Annotated in this window: 18 protein-coding genes; 12 read left to right on the forward strand and 6 right to left on the reverse strand. The window is 34.7% G+C overall.

Annotation, left to right across the window (positions count from 1 at the left end; genetic code table 11):
- Positions 1–72: 72 nt before the first annotated feature.
- Positions 73–945, reverse strand: a complete 873-nt coding sequence (locus ACFSTA_RS06590; protein ID WP_377555798.1) for a TetR/AcrR family transcriptional regulator — start codon at positions 943–945, stop codon at positions 73–75.
- Positions 946–1,100: 155 nt separating this feature from the next.
- Here ACFSTA_RS06590 and ACFSTA_RS06595 point away from each other — a divergent pair, with 155 nt between their 5' ends.
- The 5 genes from ACFSTA_RS06595 (at position 1,101) to ACFSTA_RS06615 (ending at position 6,895) form a co-directional block, all read left to right on the forward strand.
- Complete coding sequence (locus ACFSTA_RS06595; RefSeq protein ID WP_377555799.1) at positions 1,101–2,606, forward strand: DHA2 family efflux MFS transporter permease subunit; 1,506 nt, start codon at positions 1,101–1,103, stop codon at positions 2,604–2,606.
- 172 nt (positions 2,607–2,778) lie between these two features.
- The gene (locus ACFSTA_RS06600) at positions 2,779–2,901 is read left to right on the forward strand and encodes a YuzL family protein (RefSeq protein WP_377555800.1); all 123 of its coding nucleotides are present in this window, start codon (positions 2,779–2,781) and stop codon (positions 2,899–2,901) included.
- 459 nt (positions 2,902–3,360) lie between these two features.
- Positions 3,361–4,317, forward strand: a complete 957-nt coding sequence (locus ACFSTA_RS06605) for a tRNA dihydrouridine synthase (protein ID WP_377555896.1) — start codon at positions 3,361–3,363, stop codon at positions 4,315–4,317.
- A 413-nt stretch (positions 4,318–4,730) separates the two neighbouring features.
- On the forward strand, positions 4,731–5,819 hold the full coding sequence (locus tag ACFSTA_RS06610) for a DUF1611 domain-containing protein (RefSeq protein WP_377555801.1): 1,089 nt from the start codon (positions 4,731–4,733) through the stop codon (positions 5,817–5,819).
- Positions 5,816–6,895: an alanine/ornithine racemase family PLP-dependent enzyme gene (locus ACFSTA_RS06615; RefSeq protein ID WP_377555802.1), complete on the forward strand. Its 1,080-nt coding sequence runs from the start codon at positions 5,816–5,818 to the stop codon at positions 6,893–6,895. Before ACFSTA_RS06610 ends, ACFSTA_RS06615 begins: the two co-directional genes overlap by 4 nt.
- Positions 6,896–7,021: 126 nt before the next feature.
- Here ACFSTA_RS06615 and ACFSTA_RS06620 read toward each other — a convergent pair whose 3' ends face one another.
- The gene (locus tag ACFSTA_RS06620) at positions 7,022–7,462 is read right to left on the reverse strand and encodes a cell wall hydrolase (RefSeq protein ID WP_377555803.1); all 441 of its coding nucleotides are present in this window, start codon (positions 7,460–7,462) and stop codon (positions 7,022–7,024) included.
- A gap of 388 nt (positions 7,463–7,850) precedes the next feature.
- On the opposite strand from ACFSTA_RS06620, the gene ACFSTA_RS06625 reads away from it, so the two are divergent.
- Positions 7,851–8,699, forward strand: coding sequence for a patatin-like phospholipase family protein (locus ACFSTA_RS06625; protein ID WP_377555804.1), 849 nt, complete (start codon positions 7,851–7,853; stop codon positions 8,697–8,699).
- 89 nt (positions 8,700–8,788) lie between these two features.
- The gene (locus ACFSTA_RS06630; RefSeq protein WP_377555805.1) at positions 8,789–10,456 is read left to right on the forward strand and encodes a ribonuclease J; all 1,668 of its coding nucleotides are present in this window, start codon (positions 8,789–8,791) and stop codon (positions 10,454–10,456) included.
- Between the two features lie 120 nt (positions 10,457–10,576).
- On the opposite strand, the gene ACFSTA_RS06635 is transcribed toward ACFSTA_RS06630, so the two are convergent.
- The 4 genes from ACFSTA_RS06635 to ACFSTA_RS06650 all read right to left on the reverse strand — a co-directional run bounded on the left by ACFSTA_RS06635 (position 10,577) and on the right by ACFSTA_RS06650 (position 13,926).
- Complete coding sequence (locus ACFSTA_RS06635) at positions 10,577–10,918, reverse strand: hypothetical protein (protein ID WP_377555806.1); 342 nt, start codon at positions 10,916–10,918, stop codon at positions 10,577–10,579.
- 98 nt (positions 10,919–11,016) lie between these two features.
- Positions 11,017–12,735 (reverse strand): hypothetical protein, encoded by a 1,719-nt coding sequence (locus ACFSTA_RS06640; RefSeq protein WP_377555808.1) that lies wholly within the window; start codon positions 12,733–12,735, stop codon positions 11,017–11,019.
- A gap of 4 nt (positions 12,736–12,739) precedes the next feature.
- The gene (locus ACFSTA_RS06645) at positions 12,740–13,648 is read right to left on the reverse strand and encodes a hypothetical protein (protein ID WP_377555809.1); all 909 of its coding nucleotides are present in this window, start codon (positions 13,646–13,648) and stop codon (positions 12,740–12,742) included.
- A gap of 2 nt (positions 13,649–13,650) precedes the next feature.
- Positions 13,651–13,926: a hypothetical protein gene (locus ACFSTA_RS06650; protein ID WP_377555810.1), complete on the reverse strand. Its 276-nt coding sequence runs from the start codon at positions 13,924–13,926 to the stop codon at positions 13,651–13,653.
- 336 nt (positions 13,927–14,262) lie between these two features.
- On the opposite strand from ACFSTA_RS06650, the gene ACFSTA_RS06655 reads away from it, so the two are divergent.
- The 5 genes from ACFSTA_RS06655 (at position 14,263) to ACFSTA_RS06675 (ending at position 19,927) form a co-directional block, all read left to right on the forward strand.
- On the forward strand, positions 14,263–15,453 hold the full coding sequence (locus tag ACFSTA_RS06655) for a DUF4317 domain-containing protein (protein WP_377555811.1): 1,191 nt from the start codon (positions 14,263–14,265) through the stop codon (positions 15,451–15,453).
- 168 nt (positions 15,454–15,621) lie between these two features.
- Complete coding sequence (locus ACFSTA_RS06660; protein ID WP_377555812.1) at positions 15,622–15,930, forward strand: hypothetical protein; 309 nt, start codon at positions 15,622–15,624, stop codon at positions 15,928–15,930.
- 104 nt (positions 15,931–16,034) lie between these two features.
- On the forward strand, positions 16,035–16,523 hold the full coding sequence (locus tag ACFSTA_RS06665; RefSeq protein ID WP_377555813.1) for a PH domain-containing protein: 489 nt from the start codon (positions 16,035–16,037) through the stop codon (positions 16,521–16,523).
- Complete coding sequence (locus ACFSTA_RS06670; RefSeq protein ID WP_377555814.1) at positions 16,523–18,049, forward strand: PH domain-containing protein; 1,527 nt, start codon at positions 16,523–16,525, stop codon at positions 18,047–18,049. Before ACFSTA_RS06665 ends, ACFSTA_RS06670 begins: the two co-directional genes overlap by 1 nt.
- A 1,326-nt stretch (positions 18,050–19,375) precedes the next feature.
- A complete protein-coding gene (locus ACFSTA_RS06675) occupies positions 19,376–19,927 on the forward strand; it encodes a diguanylate cyclase domain-containing protein (protein ID WP_377555815.1) in 552 nt (183 codons plus the stop codon).
- The last annotated feature ends 43 nt before the right edge of the window (positions 19,928–19,970 follow it).

A 19,970-nucleotide genomic window follows, 5' to 3' on the forward strand; every position in this document is an offset into this window, starting at 1 on the left:
GATTTTGTTTGATCGCATTTAATGAACGCAAATTGGTCCACGCTTAAATAACTCTAGTTATGTATACTCCAATCATATCGTTTTTAAATAAGTCCAGACGGCATTAGTAAACAGCTGGACCTGTGATGCAATAGTTGATTCCTCAAATAATTGTAGAAACGGTTTCAATAGCTTTTGTACAACTATCTTACGGATACGATCCCGCTCCAACTCACTCAGGATGACATCAAATAAATCCTGTTGCTCTTCATTAAAGTCATAGTTTGCTTTCAATTGATTGGCCATTTCCATTAATTCAGGTTTCGTCATAACTTTTTTGTGGACATTTGTTTGAAGTAAATCGATAGCAAAATTAGTTAAAATGGTACTACCCTTCTTTTTCATCTGCGGTATAAGTAGTTCTACATGAGACAAAATGGTTTCAATCAGTTCATCTAATGAATAGTTACTGTTAGTTAAATTTAAAGTAAATAACATATACTGCAGCATGCCAAAATACAAAACAGTTGCTTCGGTCGCATACTCTCGAATGTCTTCTCCCATAATATCAACCAAACGATTGGCTAACCATTCCATTTCTATAACTCTATGCTGTATCACTAGTTTTTTTAAATCAGCTTGATCAGAGGATAGAATATTTTCAAATAGAGTTCGTAGTTTATTTTCCTCATTCAACTTCATTAATATAGTAATTTGTTCAATTAAAACTTCACGATCCTGAGGGTCCTTACCGATTTGCATGGCAACACGCTGCTGTCCTGCATCATAACGAATGTTTTCCAATATTTCTGCAATACAATCATTTTTGGAAGAAAAGTAATTGTAAAATGTCCCTTTAGATATATTTGCTTTATCAATAATTTCCTGAATAGATGTTTGTTGAAACCCTTTTTCGATAAACAGCTTTAAAGCAATATCTGCTACTTTCCTTTTACGCTCATTCATAGATTTCTCCAATCCTTTCTAAAAGTAAGTATACGTTTCTTTATACAGAAAAACAACGCTTTTATACTATCGGTATAAAAGTGTTGCAAAAATTAAACTGTGGGTATAAAATAATCAAGTGCAAAACATATTAGTAAAGATAAGAGGGAATAGTCATGAATACACAAGGGAATAAGACACCATATTTAATGATCAGTATTTTATTTTTAGGAGCTTTCGTATCATTTTTGAATAATTCATTGTTAAACGTAGCTCTTCCATCTATTATGGTTGATTTAGAAATTGAAGATTACTCTACGGTACAATGGCTTGCTACAGGATACATGCTAGTCAGTGGAATATTAATCCCTGCATCAGCGTTCTTAATTACACGTTTTTCAAACCGTAGTTTATTTGTTACAGCTATGGCAATCTTTACGTTAGGTACTGCAATAGCAGCTTTTGCCCCTAACTTTGGTTTCCTGTTAACAGGACGTATGATTCAAGCTGCAGGGTCTTCTGTAATGGGACCATTATTAATGAACATCATGTTAGTAAGTTTTCCACGTGACAAACGAGGTGCTGCTATGGGTGTTTTCGGAATGGTAATGATCGCTGCACCGGCAATTGGACCTACATTATCAGGATATATTGTCGAGTATCATAATTGGCGATTACTTTTTGAAATGATTTTACCATTAGCGATTATTAGTTTGGTACTAGCTATATGGAAGTTTGATAATGTCATGGCACAGGATAAAAATGCCAAACTTGATTATTTATCTCTTGTTTTATCAAGTATCGGTTTCGGTGGAATATTGTATGGAGTAAGTAATGCAAGTTCTCAAGGCTGGAGCGATTCCGTTGTATTAACTACATTAATTGTTGGTGGAATTGCTTTAATGCTATTTATTATTCGTCAATTGAAAATGGATAAACCATTATTAGATTTACGTCCGTATAAATATCCAATGTTTGCTCTTGCTTCTGTGATTGCCATTGTCAATGCAGTTGCTATGTTCTCAGGTATGATTTTAACACCGGCTTATGTGCAGGATGTTCGTGGTATTTCACCTCTTCATTCTGGTTTAATGCTATTACCTGGCGCGCTCATTATGGGGATAATGTCACCAATTACAGGAAGACTGTTTGATAAATTTGGTCCGCGTACCTTATCTATAATCGGACTCGCTATTACTGGAGTTTCAACCTATATGCTGGCGCACGTGCAAATTGATTCCACTTACACATATATCATACTTGTATATTCTTTACGTATGCTCGGAATGTCTATGGTAATGATGCCAATTATGACAAATGGTTTGAATCAGCTGCCAACACAGTTGAATCCACATGGGACAGCGATTAACAATACAGCGCAACAAGTTTCAGGATCAATCGGTACGGCTATTATGGTGACAATAATGAACTCTGTTGCAACAACGAAAGGCGAGAATTTAATGAGTGGTGTGGATCCATCAACATTAACAGAAGCATCTGTAGCCTCTATGTCACAACAAGCGTTACTTAGTGGAATCCAGTATTCATTCTATGTAGCATTGGCAATAAACATCGTTGCTCTAGTACTAGCACTGTTTGTAAAACGGGTGGATACAAGTGATAAGGCTGTAAGAGAAATTGAGAAGCAAGAGGATGGTCAGGTAAAACCAGCAGTTTCATGAATTAAGTAAAACGAAAAAGGTGTAGTATCTACCGAGGTACTATGCCTCTTTTTTTGGGGAAATTTTATTGTAGGATCGTGTGTAGGGGAGGGACTGTCCCCTATATTTCTCAATATAAATAACATAGCTTCAATTTTTTAAGGAACAATATATATTGTTGGAGGTGAATATCGTGGCAAAAAGAAAAGTTGGTGTTGGAATGGGGTCTTCTGATGTTGAAGGGCAAGGAACGACAAATAGGGAAACTGGAAAAGTGAAGAAGGATTCGTCAAGAAAAAAGAAAAAGCGTACTTAGTAGTTATGGAGTATGAAGTTGGAAAACAGGAGGAAGCGATTTCCACCTGTTTTTTTATGAGTTATTACTCCATGACACCAATAGTCCATTTACAATAACTTCATGAATAAAGGAAGGGGTCAGACCCTCCAATTGGACAAATGTCCACGTGAAGGGCTTGACCCTTTTAAATAAATTATTTATAATGTGGCTTGCTATTTTTCAAGAGAGTTTCCGAAAATGTGTAAATACCTGAACGATGTCCCCCTGACTGTACTCGTCCTACTTTATTTTAAATGAACTTCTTTATCTGTTGATATTATAGGAAAAAATTATTAAAATTTACAGTGGTTTGATAAAAAATGCTTTAAGCATGGTATAAGTGTAAAAGAAGCAGGGGGGGACATCTTTGCTTTTTATTTTGAAGGGAACATCAGGGGGTGTCCTGAAGTCCCGTAATGAGAGGATTTGAATTTGAATATGACAGATAATTTTTGGCGTGATTTACCACGACCGTTTTTTATATTGGCACCAATGGAAGAGGTTACGAATGTTGTTTTTCGCCATGTGGTGAGCGAAGCAGCTAGACCTGATGTGTTTTTTACAGAGTTTACAAACTCGGAAAGTTATTGTCATCCAAAGGGGCACCAAAGTGTGCGTGGGCGTTTGGCTTTTACAGAAGATGAACAACCGATAGTGGCCCATATATGGGGGGATAAACCCGAGTATTTTCGACAAATGAGTATAGGTATGGCGAACGAAGGTTTTCGTGGTATAGATATTAATATGGGCTGTCCTGCACCTAATGTGGCACCAAATGGGAAGGGATGCGGTCTTATCCGTCGTCCAGAAGTTGCAGCAGAGCTAATACAAGCAGCAAAAGCAGGAGGATTGCCGGTAAGTGTGAAGACAAGGCTTGGTTACACTGATGTAGACGAATGGCATGACTGGCTTACACACCTATTGAAACAAGATATCGTTAATCTTTCTATTCACCTTCGCACTAAAAAGGAAATGAGTGAAGTGGACGCTCACTGGGAATTGATTCCGGAGATTAAGGAGCTTCGTGACCGTGTGGCACCAGATACGCTTCTGACGATTAATGGAGATATTCCTGACCGTCAAACTGGCTTGGATCTTGTTCGAAAATATGGTGTCGATGGGGTTATGATTGGGCGTGGTATTTTTAAAAATCCATTTGCCTTTGAAAAAGAGGCGAAAGACCATAGTAGTAAGGAATTACTAGATCTCTTAAGATTACATGTTGACCTCATTGATCAATATTCAAAGGAAATTGAAATACGTCCATTCAAACATCTTCATCGCTTTTTTAAGATATATGTCCGTGGGTTTCGAGGGGCAAGTGAATTAAGAAATCAATTGATGAGTACAGAGTCAACAGATGAAGTGCGTGCATTGCTTGATAACTTTGTGTGAAATGTTGATGCAAATAAATTATAGTTAAGTTAATACAGACAGAAAAGGGTCAGTTTCCAACTATGCTAAAGTGATAGTGTACCGGGGGGACTGACCCTAATTCGTTACTGAATCAAATAATGAAGAGTCAGAGGCTGGCAACGAAAATGATATGAGGGGTCTGACCCCCTAGTGTACTTTTCCTATATCTTTTGGTTTATATCAACAAGCTTTGGAAAATAAAACAATTACATATCGTTAACTGTGCTATACTTATAGGAACGCATGAATGTTTTTATATTCTGAAAAAAATTACATTTTAACTTATAGGGCTTTTTCTATATGGGATAGGTTTTTATTTCCTTGAACAAAAAATGTAAAATCTCTTTTGCGCGGAGATCTCAGTGAAAATAGATTTTAGGAGGAAAAGCCTTATGAAAGAAACAGCAATAGTATATTGTGAGAATAATTTTGGAACAATGGATGGAAAGACAGCTAATGGACTGGTTAGAAACTCAAGAAAATTTGATATTGTTGGAGTAATCGACAGTACAAAGGTTGGAATGGATGCGGGTGACTGCCTTGTAGGAGAAGAAAATGGAATTCCTATATTCCAGAGTCTTACTCATGCACTTGAAAACTTACAGAGTGTTCCTGATCAATTCATTTACGGAATAGCTCCTTCTGAGGCATTTTTGAAAATAGATGAGAGAAATCTCCTTTTTAAAGCAATGGAATTAGGGATGAATATTGTGAACCCTCTTCATGAATTTTTCACAGATGATGAGGAATTTATAAAGCATGCTAAACAGTTTGATGTAACGATCCTTGACGTGAGAAAGCCTGTGCAAAAAAAGGATATGCATCTTTTTTCTGGAAGGATATTACACATTGATACACCAGTAATAGCTGTACTAGGTACGGATAGCGCAATAGGTAAGCGAACAACATCGGTGCTACTCGAAGATGCCTTGCTTGAAAGGGGACTAAATGTTGCTTTTATTGCAACCGGACAAACAGGGTTAATACAAGGAGCGAAATACGGTGTTGCAATTGATGCCATTCCTTCTCAATTTATGACAGGTGAAATTGAAAATCAAATCATGAAAGCTTATGAAAACGATAATCCTGATATTATTATCGTTGAAGGGCAAGGGTCATTAAGTCATCCTGCATATATAAGTTCGTGTGGAATTATAAGAGGATCGCAACCTGGGGCAGTTATCATTCAACACGCACCCAAACGACCACACTTAGGTGATTTCAGTTATATAGAAATGCCAACGGTAAAAAGTGAGATCGATCTTATTGAAAACTTTTCAAAGGCAAAAGTGATTGCGGTAACTATCAACCATGAAAACATGTCAGATGAAGAACTTATGGCAACCATTTCAGAATATGAAGAAGATATTAAACTTCCGACCACAGATGCTCTTACATTTGGGTGCGACAAACTGATCGAAAGTATTTTTGACGCTTACCCAGAATTGATTAGCAAACAGAAAAAAGTATTAATTAATTGAACCAGTCTATTTTACCACGGGTCGAAATTAACCTTGCAAAGATTGCACATAATACAGCGAAGTTAGTTGAAATATACGGCTCTGAAAATATCGAGCTAATGGGTGTTACAAAAACGGTATGTGGAGCTCCAGAAATAGCAAAAACATTATTGGGTCATGGTATTCACATGCTCGCGGATTCCAAATTAGTAAATTTAAAGAAAATGCGTGATGCAGGAATTAAAGCAGTCTTTGTTTTATTAAAAATACCTGCTTTAAGTGAAATTGATTCAGTTATAAAAAATGCAGATATTAGCATCAATACCGAGCTTTCTGTTATTAAAAAACTATCTGAAGCTGCTATACGAAATAAAACTGTGCATAAAATTATTTTAATGATTGAAATGGGAGATTTAAGAGAAGGGATAATGCCCGAAAATCTTGAGCATTTTATTCAAGAGGTCATGGAGCTAAAAGGGATTAAAATTGTTGGTATTGGTGTAAACTTTGCGTGTTTTGGAGGAGTCAAACCAAACGAACAAAAAATGAATGATTTATCAAAACTGGCAAGTGATGTTGAAACAAAATTTTCTCTTCCTCTTTCATATGTATCAGGTGGAAACTCGGCCAATTATAATTGGTTTATGACAACTGGTAGTGTTGGGAAGGTTAATAACTTAAGGTTGGGTGAATCAATTTATTTAGGACGTGAAACTTTAAACCGAATGGTAATCCCAGATCTATATACTGACGCGTTTACATTCGTTACAGAAATTATTGAATCGAAAATAAAACCATCTGTACCTTATGGAGAAATAGGTCAGAATGCTTTTGGAGAAATCCAGCAATTTGAAGATCGTGGACAAATGAAAAGAGTTATTCTTGGAATAGGGAGTCAAGATGTTCTGGTGGCTGGATTAATACCAACGTTGGATATTGAAATTCTCGGTTCCAGCAGCGATCATACTGTCCTCGATGCAAAGGAAAATAACTTAGTGGTAGGGGATGAAGTAACCTTCAATCTTAACTATGGTGCACTTCTTTCTATAATGACATCCCCATATGTATTTAAAAAGTACAGCAATATTATCATTTAGGCAATCAGGACAGGAACTTCAACAAACTGGCGGTATCGGAGTTGAGTTCGTATTCATGGAAATAACGGAATGATGATCCGCTAAATAAGTTAGGCTCAAAAAAAATCCCCATGTATGGGGATTTTTTTACCATCTATAAGCACCTTCGCATGTATTAGCTTGTGGTTCATAATAACAATGTAGTTTAAATTGTCCTGCAAATGGTTGACCGTACCACGAAGGTGGGCATTCACCATACGGATTAAAATACCAAAGAGCATACTTGGAAGGATGTTCTCTCCAATAGTCCAAGGTTTGTTTGGCTAATCTTTTTTCTGCACTTCTTGCTCTGTTATAGAAAACATTACCTTTTTGTACTGCTTCGAAAGAATAATTTCCACCCTGTACTTGAAAAATCACGTCTTCTATTGACCTTAAACCTTCAAAATCCAAACAATCTGCTTTTCGTCGATTGACAATTACATTACCAACCATAAGCATCCCTTGTTTCCCTTCGCCTTCCGCTTCTGCCCGCATCATCCTTGCCATTAAGGCAACGTCATTGTCTGTATATTTAACTCTTGCCACTTTTTATCACCTCTAAAATATTTTATGAAACGTATTTAGTTATTTATATTCCAATCTATGAATTATGTTTTCATTTAAAGCTAGTGGGACTAGCTACTGTTAGCGTCCTTTCCCGTGCTAACAGTGTTTAATAAAAATGCTAAAGGTAAAAAGTAATATGTGTAATCCTCTATAAATAAGGGCGCTATTCTCTTGAAGTAACAAAGTGCTTTGAAAAGTGAGAAGAACGAGATGATAAGCTCTTAGTTAGAAAGTTCCATTCTTTCGTTTTATAATGGAAAATAGTTATATTCTTATTCTTAACAAGGGTTCCTTTCTGCAAATAGGTTGAAGTCCCTTTTAATTGATAAAACGTATAAATAAAAATGGCAAATGAAGAGGAGATTACATGAAAAACACAGGACTAGTATTAGAAGGTGGAGGAAGTAGAGGAGTCTATACAGCGGGAGTTCTTCGTTATTTAATGGAGCAGGAGATTTACCTGCCTTATATCATCGGTGTATCTGCTGGTGCATGTAATGGGTCTTCCTATGTTTCTCGTCAAATGGACCGCAATAGAGCGGTTAACATCGATTATATCGATCATCCAGAATATTTATCACTTCGGAATTTCATTAAAAAAAGACAGCTTTTTGGGATGGACTTTTTGTTCGATAGTTTGCCGAATCAATTAGAACCCTTTGAATTCGAGGCTTTTCATGATGCAAAGGAAGAGTTTGTTGTTGGTGTAACGGATTGTATGACTGGGGATCCTGTCTTTTATAAACGAGAAGATTATGGGAAGGACCTACTTACCGTCATTCGTGCATCGAGTTCTCTACCATTAGTTGCCCCTGCTGTACCATATGATGATCGGATTCTGATGGATGGAGGTATATCTGACCCGATCCCTATAAAACAATCAGAAAGAGATGGAAATCGAAAAAATGTAGTAATCTTAACGAGAAACAGAGGTTATTATAAAAAACCGCAATCATTCGGCTGGTACATCCGGAAAAAATATAAAGCATATCCAGGGTTAGTAAAAGCATTAGAAAAACGTCACATCATTTATAATGAAACACTGCAATATATCTTCGAGGAAGAGAAGAAAGGGAATGTATTTGTAATCAATCCATCCGAAAAATTAGAGGTCGGGCGTATCGAAAGAGATAAGGAAAAACTGACAACGTTATATCAACAGGGAATGGAAGATGTAAAAAAACTAGCAGAGCCATTACGGGAATTTCTAACTTAAATGGGTCAAGGGGACAGACCCCTCAACCCACCAATAAAAACAAAAAACAAGGGTATACTAATCCATATTTGATACCTGGAGGGATTAATATGGGAACAAAAGATAATGGTGTATCTGTCTTTGCCCTTGGCGGCATAAACGAAATTGGGAAAAATATGTACGCTATCGAATATGGGGATGATATTGTAATTATCGATTGCGGAAACAAGTTTCCCGATGAAAGTTTATTAGGGATTGATTTAATCATCCCGGATATTTCTTACCTTATCGAAAATCAGAACCGAGTAAGGGCTTTAATTATTACACATGGCCATGAAGATCATATTGGGGGAATCCCCTTCTTCTTGAAAAAGTTAAATGTGCCAGTGTATGCGACAAGGTTCACACTTGGACTAATTGAAATCAAATTAAAAGAACATCGAATTTTACGAGAAAGTGAACTGATTGAAATTAACTCAGATTCGAAAGTCGAAATCGGTGAAATGGGGATAAGTTTTTTTAAAGTAAACCATAGTATTCCAGATTGTTTAGGAATTGTATTCAACACTCCAGAAGGAACGATCGTACATACTGGAGACTTCAAGTTTGATTTGACCCCTGCGAATGATGAACGACCAGATATTCATAAAATGGCTGAAATTGGGAACAAGGGAGTAATGCTTCTTTTGTCGGAAAGTACCAATGCAGAACGATCTGGTTATACTCCCTCCGAACAAATGGTTGGTGAAAATTTGGAAGAAATATTTACAAAGGCAAAACGAAAAGTTTTTGTATCCACTTTTGCTTCCAATGTTAGCCGTATCCAACAGGCTGTCCACGCTGCGCAGAAAACGAGAAGAAAACTTGCCTTACTTGGGCGATCAATGGTGAATGTGGTAAAGGTAGCAATGGAACGTGGGTATTTGAACGTTCCTAAAGGCATGTTAATTGATGCCCGTGACATTAATGAATTGCCTCCAGAAATGGTGGCTATTTTATGCACCGGGAGCCAAGGAGAGACCATGGCAGCCCTTAGTAGACTGTCCACTGGAAACTTCCGCGATGTTGATGTATTACCGGAAGATACTGTGATCCTTGCAGCAGGTCCAATCCCTGGAAATGAAAAAAATGTAACTAGCATTGTCGACAACTTATATAAACTTGGAGCGCATGTTATTTATGGATCAGGAAGTAGTTCGGGAATGCATGTTTCAGGTCATGGATATCAAGAAGATTTAAGGCTCATGCTTACCCTGATGAAGCCAAAATATTTTATTCCTATTCATGGTGAATATCGTATGCTGCATCATCATCGAATGCTCGCAGAATCTGTTGGAGTAGAGGAAGGCAACACATTTATTATTAAAAATGGTGATGTTGTGGATATTGAAAATTCTACCGCCCGTAGTACAAGAACTATAACGAGTGGTGACACGTATGTTGACGGAGTGGATGTAGGGGATATGGAATTTGTAATACGTGATCGTAAACGAATTGCAGAGGATGGCATGCTCATGATTATCATACCGATGAACAAACAGGAAGAAAAAGTCCTCTCCGAACCCGAGTTTATTTCGCGTGGATTCGTCGATCAGAATTTCTCTGAACTCCGTAAAGGAATGAATCGAATTACAATAGAAACCATCAACGAGCTACATGAAGCAAATAGATATTCATGGAATGTCTTGAAAAAACAAATCAAAAGGTCCATCGCAAAATACGTAAAAGAACATACGAAGAAGGAACCAATGATTATTCCTATATTGTTGGATATTTAAATTTGAAGATTAAATAGAAACGACATGGACAGTCCTCACTTTTATAAAATAATATAGAGGCGGAGGACTGACTGCGTTTAAAATGCTAAATTTTAACATATTTTTTGTGCACTAAATCTGTTAAGTATTTAAAGAATGTTTTCTACTAATAACTTCATAAATCTCAAACATTTCATCTACATTCAAATTAGAGTTTGCTATTGTTTGAACCTCATCATCAGTAAATCTAGATTCAATTGCCCAAAGGATAATCTTCATTTGGTCTCCATTATAGTTTGGAACGGCATAGATCCTAATTTTTTCTATAGGGTGTCCTTGTTCGAGTCCCCAACGAATTTTTTCCATTTGTTCTACTTTAAAATGAGGTTGGGCATACATCTTTATTTGTTTTGGAGTTAATCCATGTTTTTCTCCAATATTTATTTGTAATAATTGTGATTCTGAAAATATGCTTTTATCCATATCTGCTGAATTCACCTACCTACTGTTTAATTTTGCCAAAAACCATAATATAAAGATAACAACTACTAATCCTACAATGAAAACCATATATTTTCCTCCTAATTTGCGAACCCAACATATTTCTCCCATTCTTTTTCAAAATCTATCTTCATATTAAAAATTTTATTCACTTTCTCTAAATCATCCTTGATTGATTCAGAATGGACATCTATTTCAGTTAATCGTTCTTTAATATTTTTGATGTCATAAATTACATCATTTATAATGACATCTACTTCAAAATTAGTTTCAGTCTCCATAGCAAAGATTTTACTATCATATTTTTGCTTAGATTCTCTAAATATTTGTTCAATGTTAGCTATCATAAAGCCGTATTTTACATTAAAAAGATCGAGTTTTTGTAGAATAACCATAACTAAATTTGTTGTTAACACAACTGCTAGTAATTCTATAGCTTCTACTAGAAAAGGAGGAATTGAAAATTGCTTTTCTATAAACTCCATTAATGTAATGACTACAAAGTTGGCGACAGTAACAGACATAAGATTGAAAACGCTATCGGCTTTCTGGGACGCAGTAGCATTTTTGTTAAACAGAATTTTAACCGAATCAACAAGTGCTAATACTAAATCTTTAACTAGCGTCATAATTCGTTTTACCGTATTTTTAACGATAGTTAGTAAAATATCAAAAAAGATTTTTATAAATTTCTTTAGTGAGTTCTCTGTGAAATTGGCAAGAATATGTTTAAGCTTTGATGATACATACTTTATTACTTTTTTAGTTGCTTTCTTTATATCATGGAAAAAACTCTCTAATGTTACAAAACCTTTAGTTAATATAGTTTTTGTTTCATAAACAAGTGGGGGAAGAACGTAGTAAATTAATTGCCCCGTCATGATTTTCGCCATTGACGAGGTTGTTTCCTTAACAGCATCACTACCCACTTTTCGATAATTTGTATGTTTTAATGCAGTCATGCTTTCTACATTACCAATATGACGGAAGTTTCTTTCTAGTTCTTTCTTAACATGTTTCGGAACTGTTCCCTCCTTGTTTAAAAAACCTTTATCTTGTAGTTCCTTTTTCGTGTGAGGTGATGAATTTTCCCACTTTTGAATTGTTTCTTCAAACGTCGCAGCAGATCCTTTTGACTGATTGGCACGCTCATTAATCCATTGCATGTTTTCATCTGAATTATAGATTTCTGACATCTTCTCAACATACTCTTTATCAAGATAACGAGAATTGTAAGAGGCTACTTTTACCGAACGTACATGATCACCTTGAATAGTTTCTTTTCTTGCTTCCTGACCAGTTAAATCATCTTTCATATAATCACTATCCGGATTAATCTCACTATACTTATATTCGGAACGGGACTGGTACTTTTTACCTTTATCATAAAAGGGTTCGCTTGTGTCACGTGGTTCATCGAATACCTTTTTGGTGGCTTCAGCACTGCGCTTATTGATGTTTGATAGTGTCTTTGAAAATTCTACATCATCGCTATAGTTATATACTTCTTTTTGGTATTCAGTATTATGTAGTAATGGATCGTATTCATCTTTATAATTAAAACTAGTTATTCGTTTTGCTAATTGATCTGCTGTGATATATAAATCACCTAAATCAAAATATTTACGAACAACCTGACCGGAAATATCACGCACACAGGAAGATATTAATTGTGAACCAATATTGTTAGACAATAATTCCTTCGTATTAGTATTCAATTGTGTCATTATATTAAGATAGACCTTCTTCTCTTTTTCAGCTAGGCTATTTCTTAGGTCGATAACTTTATTAAGTTCCATGTTTTTACTCCTCCATCATGTTTAATGACAATTTTGAATCCTGTTCTAATAAAATATTTTTTTGATTTTCCAGCTGTTTATAGTCATGATCAGAAGCTTCCTCATTTAATAGTTTTGTTAGAATAGGAGTATTGTAAATTTTTGTACAAAGAATAAAAAATAATAATGAATTCCTTACAAAGTGATAATGCCGACTATAGACGGTATCTTTTAACAGACTTATGTCTTTGTTAATAGTAGCATTTGTCGGATCTTTATCAGCTATTATCATATTCTTAATTGATTCAGCTTCAAGCATTGCCCCTACCAATTCCATTTCAGGAATGATTTTTTCTTTAATTGTATGATCAACAATTACAATAGTAGAGCTATATAAATCGCTAATTTTTGTGTCGGTAATAACTTTTTGTTGTTTAAATTCTATTTGTTTTTCTCTACTTTTAATTTCTAGTTGATACTCGTTAAGGTGTTCTTTCATTGTTAGGTTTTGACGCCTAGTCTCTGATCTTGCACCAAAGATTGTTTTTAAAAAAGTCTTTTTGAAAACATCATCTTTACTCCAATCTATATCAGTAATATAGTTATCGGTAGATTCAAAATCTTTAGAGGAAAGAGAGATAATTTCTTTTTGTTCTTCAATAGCAAAAATGATTTGTTGATCTATATTACCGAACGTAACCAAAAAATCTCTAAGATTACCTATTTTTATTTTAACCTTGTCCCTTCTAAAAATATTTAGTTGTTGTATTCGATTGTTAAACTCTTGAATGAAATGATTTAACTTATTTACTTTTGTATAGACAACACTTTTGTGTTCTGTATGTACCTCTTTGAATTTTTCAACTAATTCTCGTCTTTCTTCTTCTCCTGTAAATGTTTGCACTTTATTGGACGCCCAATCTATAATTCCCATCTCTATGCCTCCTTATAATAGATGAATTGACTATGTCGACTATTATCCTTACAAGCGATAATTTCTCCATCTTTGACCAAGAATTCAAAGCGGTCATCCTTTTTAACAATAAACTCATTTTTATTTCCTGTAGCTATATAGTTTCCATTAACATTCTTAAAACTAATATCTACTTTTTTTACTGGGACTTGCTTAATAGATTGTTTTTTGCTTATGAAGAATAACCAGAATGTCACTAGGATTGCTAGAATTATTATTGAAATAAAAAATGCTATCATTTTATTAAAGCTCCCTTCAAGATTGTTATAATTCAAATAAAAAAGGACTAAAGTCTCATGTATATTTTATTATAAAATGAACTGTTAACTCCAGCTATAAAGTATTATCATCTGAAAAAAGTAAGCTAGATTAACATTTTCAGCTTACCTTTTGGTTGATGGATCCCCATACATCATTATCATAATAAATCCCCACACCAAAAAGCTTATAATACGTCCTTAATCAAGCACTACTAGTTCTCAGAAAAGAGTGGATAAAACAAATGGGATCTGTGTTAAAATGATAGAATACACATTCGAAAAACACATGTAATACCAACTAGGAGTGGAACAAAATTGAACAAAAAAGACATTGCAAATATTCGAAAACAATTCAAAGTAAATAATGATTTATTAAAAATACATGAAATCTTTAATGTGTACATCATGAAAGAGTCGAGTGAAATTTATCATCATCAGAGTGTACCATTTGAATTGCTGGAAGAGGAACAGAAAGATTTATTTATGGCCAACTTTAAAAAAGTATTATCTGGTCAGATGGACGAAAAAATATTTGAATTAAAGTTCCAACGTGATGTAGAAGATAACAGTCAGCTCATTCTACACCAAGGTTTACTCAGTAATGATACGGAAGAGTGGAAGGGTCAAATGCTTCGCCTCGTAGAAAAAATGTTGAAAGACAAGCAATATGAAATGGATATTGTCGTAACTTTTATTCGAGGAGAATATATGAAACCGATGAAGCGCGGCAATGAAGAGTCGGAAGAAAGTGGAAGAGATACGGTTTATTCCAGTTCTTTTATCCTATGTAGTATGAATAAAACCCAAGATCCGAAAAAAGAATTACTGTTTGACTATGTAGAAAAGGAATTCAAATATAATTTTGTCGTAGACCCTGTCATCAATTTGAAGGCTCCAATATCAGGGTTTTTATTCCCTTGTTTCACAGATAATGCTGCGGATGTTAACCACGTCCTTTATTCGGCAGGGAAAGCGTATGAACTGAATTATCATTTCATTGAGGAAGTATTAAATGCCGAAGAGACGATGACTGCCGCGGATGATAAAGTGGTTTTTGAAGAAATTGTGAAAAAGGTTACGGGTGACCAAATCAATACATCTACACTTTCCAATGTATACGACGAAATTCATCGTGTAATAGAAGAGAATGAAGAGGAAGAGATACCGAAATTAGACTACAAGGATGTAGAAACAGTTCTAAAAAGCAGTGGCGTAGAAGATGTCGATTCAGAAAAGGTAGAAACTGCTTTCAAGACCGTCATTGATGATGAAAAATACGAATTCAAAGCGAGTAGTATCATACCGAAATATAATTCAAAGTCGATCAAAATTAAAACAAAAGTAGCGGATATTAAAATTGGTCCACAAGACTTGAGATATGTACGGCAAATCCACTTCGATGGAAAGCTTAGTCTCATGATCGAAGTAGAAGAAAATACGATGATCGAAGGCTTTGAAATGATCCCAGAAGCTTTATTTCAAAAAGCTAAAAATGATGAAGAATGATTTGTGATTCTAGAGATGGGGAGCTTGAGAAGTAACCTGTCTCTTTTTGTATTTTGATGGTTTTTAGTGTTGTTTGGATGCTGTTCTTTTTTTATTACTCAAGACATGAAACTTTTCTCTTAATAATATCGTAATTCTACTAACAACAACTATATAGGAGGTAACACATTGGGAGGAATAGGGATATTATTTGAGCTCTTAAGTGTTATAGTAGATCTCTCCTTATTAAAGGAAGTTAGGGAAGAGGACATTGAGAAAAACATAAACCAACTTAAGAAACACTCTTGGTTCCAAGATTACTTAAAAAACGAGCAGTATCGAAGCTTAATATTTCATGATCAAGAAGTTCGTCACACGATTGGAAGACTTAAAACGAAGAAATTCGAAAAGTTTGGATATCATGAAAAATGCCATGAGAAATTGGATAAAGTTATTTGGAAAAAGCTATATAAATTAAAAGGAGTAAAAAATTTTTAACCAAAGAAGTAAGGAATACAGGATATTTCATAGTTCAATAGATTTGAAAAGATACTTCATTCATATGAAAATAGAAATATAATGAAATGAGGAGGTTACTACTTGTGAGTAATAGAACATTAAAACATAATTTATCACCTTCTTTTCCAAAAGTACGCATGATTACCGACACGCTTAGTAATATGATTGTATTTGTGGTAATAGGGATCTTTTTTTGGTTGGATCATTTTTTTGCTTGGCCAACATGGGTTTTTTGGGTATTGATCGGCTTAGTCGTGCTTAATATATTGGGTATAATATGGTCTATCATAGAACCGGGTTATCTCTATCGAAGCTGGAGCTATCAGTTTGATGATGAGTATCTTCAATTAAGCTATGGCATTCTTAATAAAGAATGGGTGACCGTTCCAATGGCTAAGATACAATCCGTTTCCACCAGTCAAGGACCGATTATGAAGCGTTATCAAGTTCGTTCAATCAAAGTAGAAACAATGGGTTCTTCTCATGTTATTCCTGCATTAGATGAAAATGTTGCACTTAAGATAAGGGAAACATTAGCGGACTATGCAAAGTTGAAGGAAGTGGATGAATAATGCGATATCATCCGCTAACGATTGCTTTTCGAATCTATCAATTAGTGAAAAATAGTTTTTTGATTGGACTAATCTTGTTTATATTCAGAAAGGATTCCGAGTTTTGGCTTTTTAAGTATGGAAGATATGCATTTGTGATATTTCTTGTATTGCAGTTACTTTATATTGTGGTAGTTTGGTTTGTTGAAAAATATGAGTGGAAAGATCGAACGTTTCATATACATAAAGGAATTTTTGTAAAGCAGACAAGCACGATTCCGTTTTCTAGAGTTCAAAATGTGACAAGGAAGACAACAATATTTCATAAAATTTTTGGAATAACTTCGTTAACATTTGAAACAGCGATGGACGGGGAAGACGATGCCATCCATTTTGAGGTAATAACAAAGAAACATGCTGACTTTTTACTTGAATTAGTGCAACCAGGTAAGAAAAACATAGTTCAAAAAGAAAGTGTGACTGAAGAGGTAACGAACATTGATGTACATAAGGAGGAAGCTCCAGAAAAACAAGAACTTATCCAGGAGACAACTCGTACAGTTCATTTTACCCCGAAGCGAAAAGACTTATGGAAGGCGAGTTTTACATCATTAAGTTTCCTGGCGATTATTCCGATTGTTGCCGGTATTTTCGATCATATGGAACCATTATTGCCAGAGGAAGAACAGATAGAGGGTATATTTCAAAGCTTACTTCATAGTAAATGGCTATTATTTGGAATCATTGTGTTGGCAGTTTTCATTGCTACTGCTTTTGGTTTTGCGAGGACGTTTATCCGCTATGGGAAATATGAAATCTCTTCCGATGACACACATATTTACATTAATAGAGGAGTATTGGATGAAAGTTATTTTGCGATCGAAAAGAAGAAAATTCAAGGTTTGGAAATTCAACAAACATTTATTAAGCGAATGTTTGGGTTAGCGGAAGTGAAGTTAATTAGTTCCGCCAATCCAAATAAGTCTGAAGGATCAGTAAACGTAAACTCACTTTATCCCTTTCTGCCGATCCAAAAGGCTTATCAGTTAATAGAAGAATTACTACCCATCTATCAGTTACATACGGAATTACAAAGACTTCCACGGAAATCCTTAGGGGTTAAAATGTTGAGGCCAAGTTGGATATGGATGATAGCAACGATAGGGTTATTTTATTTCAAGCCCAACTTTTTCCAAATTGATCAGGCTTGGTGGATACTGTCTCTAGTTTTATTATGTATTATTGTATTACACCGGATTCTTGATTATATGCATACAAGATATGTCCTGACCTCAGACCAGGTTCAATGGTGGCATGGAGGTTTAAATAGCCGCATGTTTATTACGAAAAGAAAAAATGTGATTGAAATGTCTTATTCACAAAATCGATTACAAAGACATTTTCAAGTTGCTTCCATAACGACGATGAATCGTTCGGTTCCGGCACATATGGAAACAATTGATGACATTCCGTTGCCATATGCGTTGGCTATAGAAAATTGGTATCTTAAGCGTCATGAGGATGTCTGGATTGAGAAAAATGTCTAAATACTTTTGATTATAATATGAGAAATCTGTATGTACAAAACATTTACATATGTAAAAATACACAAAAATTTAGAATAACTAACATTAAAAAGGCAATACAGCAGGGGGTAAAAAAACTTCCTGCTGTATTTTTATTTTAAATAATTTATAAGTTCGTCAACATTAATCAAATTAGTTTTTGATAAAAAAGGACAAAAGTATGTAGGGTATAATTATATTCAAGAAATTTTTTCTTATACTAGCAATAGTATGTGACGTCTAGAAAAGAGGTAAATAATGAATTACTTGGATAGTGTTCAAGAAGAGGTAAACTTTATAGAAGATAATGTTGAAGGAAATATAGAGTTAGAGGAGGTTGCGAAAATTGCCTCCATGTCTATATACTAAGTTTTCAAATTTCACTTATATTTTAGATTAAAGTCGATAATAACATTTGAAGCACGGAGCTGTCGGTATATTTTTATACTATCGGGCAATGACCCTGAAAGGAAGCATTGCCGACCCCATTTCATGGATAGACTGAACGAAGGAATGTATGCGCAATGGAAGCCGTGAGATGTGGAAGGGTTTGTCGCCGTGAGTATATTGTGGGAAGGAAAAGGAAAGTTCGATTATAGCACATTATTTTCCATTTCTTTGAAAAAGATAAGGGTGGCTTATTAAGTGCACCCTTTTTCCAAAAAACCTCTATAATTCTTTGGTTAGACCCTATAAAGATGTTCATAATCTCCTTAAATAAAAATGTAATTCTAAGAAAAGCGAAGTAAATCGGTGAAAATGTAAGTATATAGAGGTAATATATAAAATATTGGGTAAGTTTCGTTCATATGCAGGAACAACCTTGTTCAGCCCCGACGGACAGGACGTCCTAGTGTCGATGACGCCATAGGTCGTGGCGTTTTCATCGACTAGCGAGACTTCCCTCGCCTCTGTACAATAAATTCGGTAATATGAACCGATTTTTTAAGAGATCTTTAAGAGCATAAAATTAATATTATCTAGGAGTGCAATTTTGAACTTTTAAATTCATTTGATTACAAGTATGTAATGGAAATTAACCATAAAATATAAATGGTTTGAAAGAAAAAATGATCTAGTTTGGTCATCTATAATAATGGCTGCTATTAGATCACTGTTATGATTTATTATAAGCTGGCTATTCAATGATACCGATTATTTATTAGAATCGTGTCTTTTTAATGTGCCAAGAATTATAAGTCTACATGTTTAAATACGTATTATATTACTATTCGTTGCTAAGAGTTCATATTAAATCTCTAAAAAACTTAGTGAAAGGTAGATGATAACTTGAAATATAACCTAACAATGAAGCAAACTATAGATTGGCATTTAATAATGAATCAACGTTGTAATTTTCGATATGAAAAGTTAATAAAACTTGCACTCACAGATGAATTAACTGGTCTATCGAATTTGCGCAATTTTAGAATGTCTCTCCAAAGTCTAATAAAGCAATCCGACGAAAAGAATAAGCAGTTTGGTATCCTGTTTTTGGATATCAATCATTTTAAATCAATTAATGACAAATATGGTCACATAATAGGGGACAAATTATTAATAGAATGTGCTAAGAGATTATCTGAAGTTGTAAAGAGCAATGTTTTTCACAAATCGGGTGATGAATTTTTAATGATTATTGATGATGTAGACCAAATGAATAACATTATTGTGGACATACAAAGACAGTTTCAAAGAGATTTTTTGATCGAGAACAAACCAGTATTTTGCCATATAAGTATTGGGTCTAGTATTTATCCTCTTCACGGTCAGTCAGAGGAGGAATTATTAAAGTATGCTGATATAGTCATGTATCAACATAAAAAGGTTATCAAGGCTACTAGCGACGATCCATATTAGAAATCTAAATTGTCAGCAATAAAGATAGAAATGTAGAGGTGGA

Source organism: Ornithinibacillus salinisoli, from assembly GCF_042684965.1.
Lineage (GTDB): Bacteria > Bacillota > Bacilli > Bacillales > Amphibacillaceae > Ornithinibacillus > Ornithinibacillus salinisoli.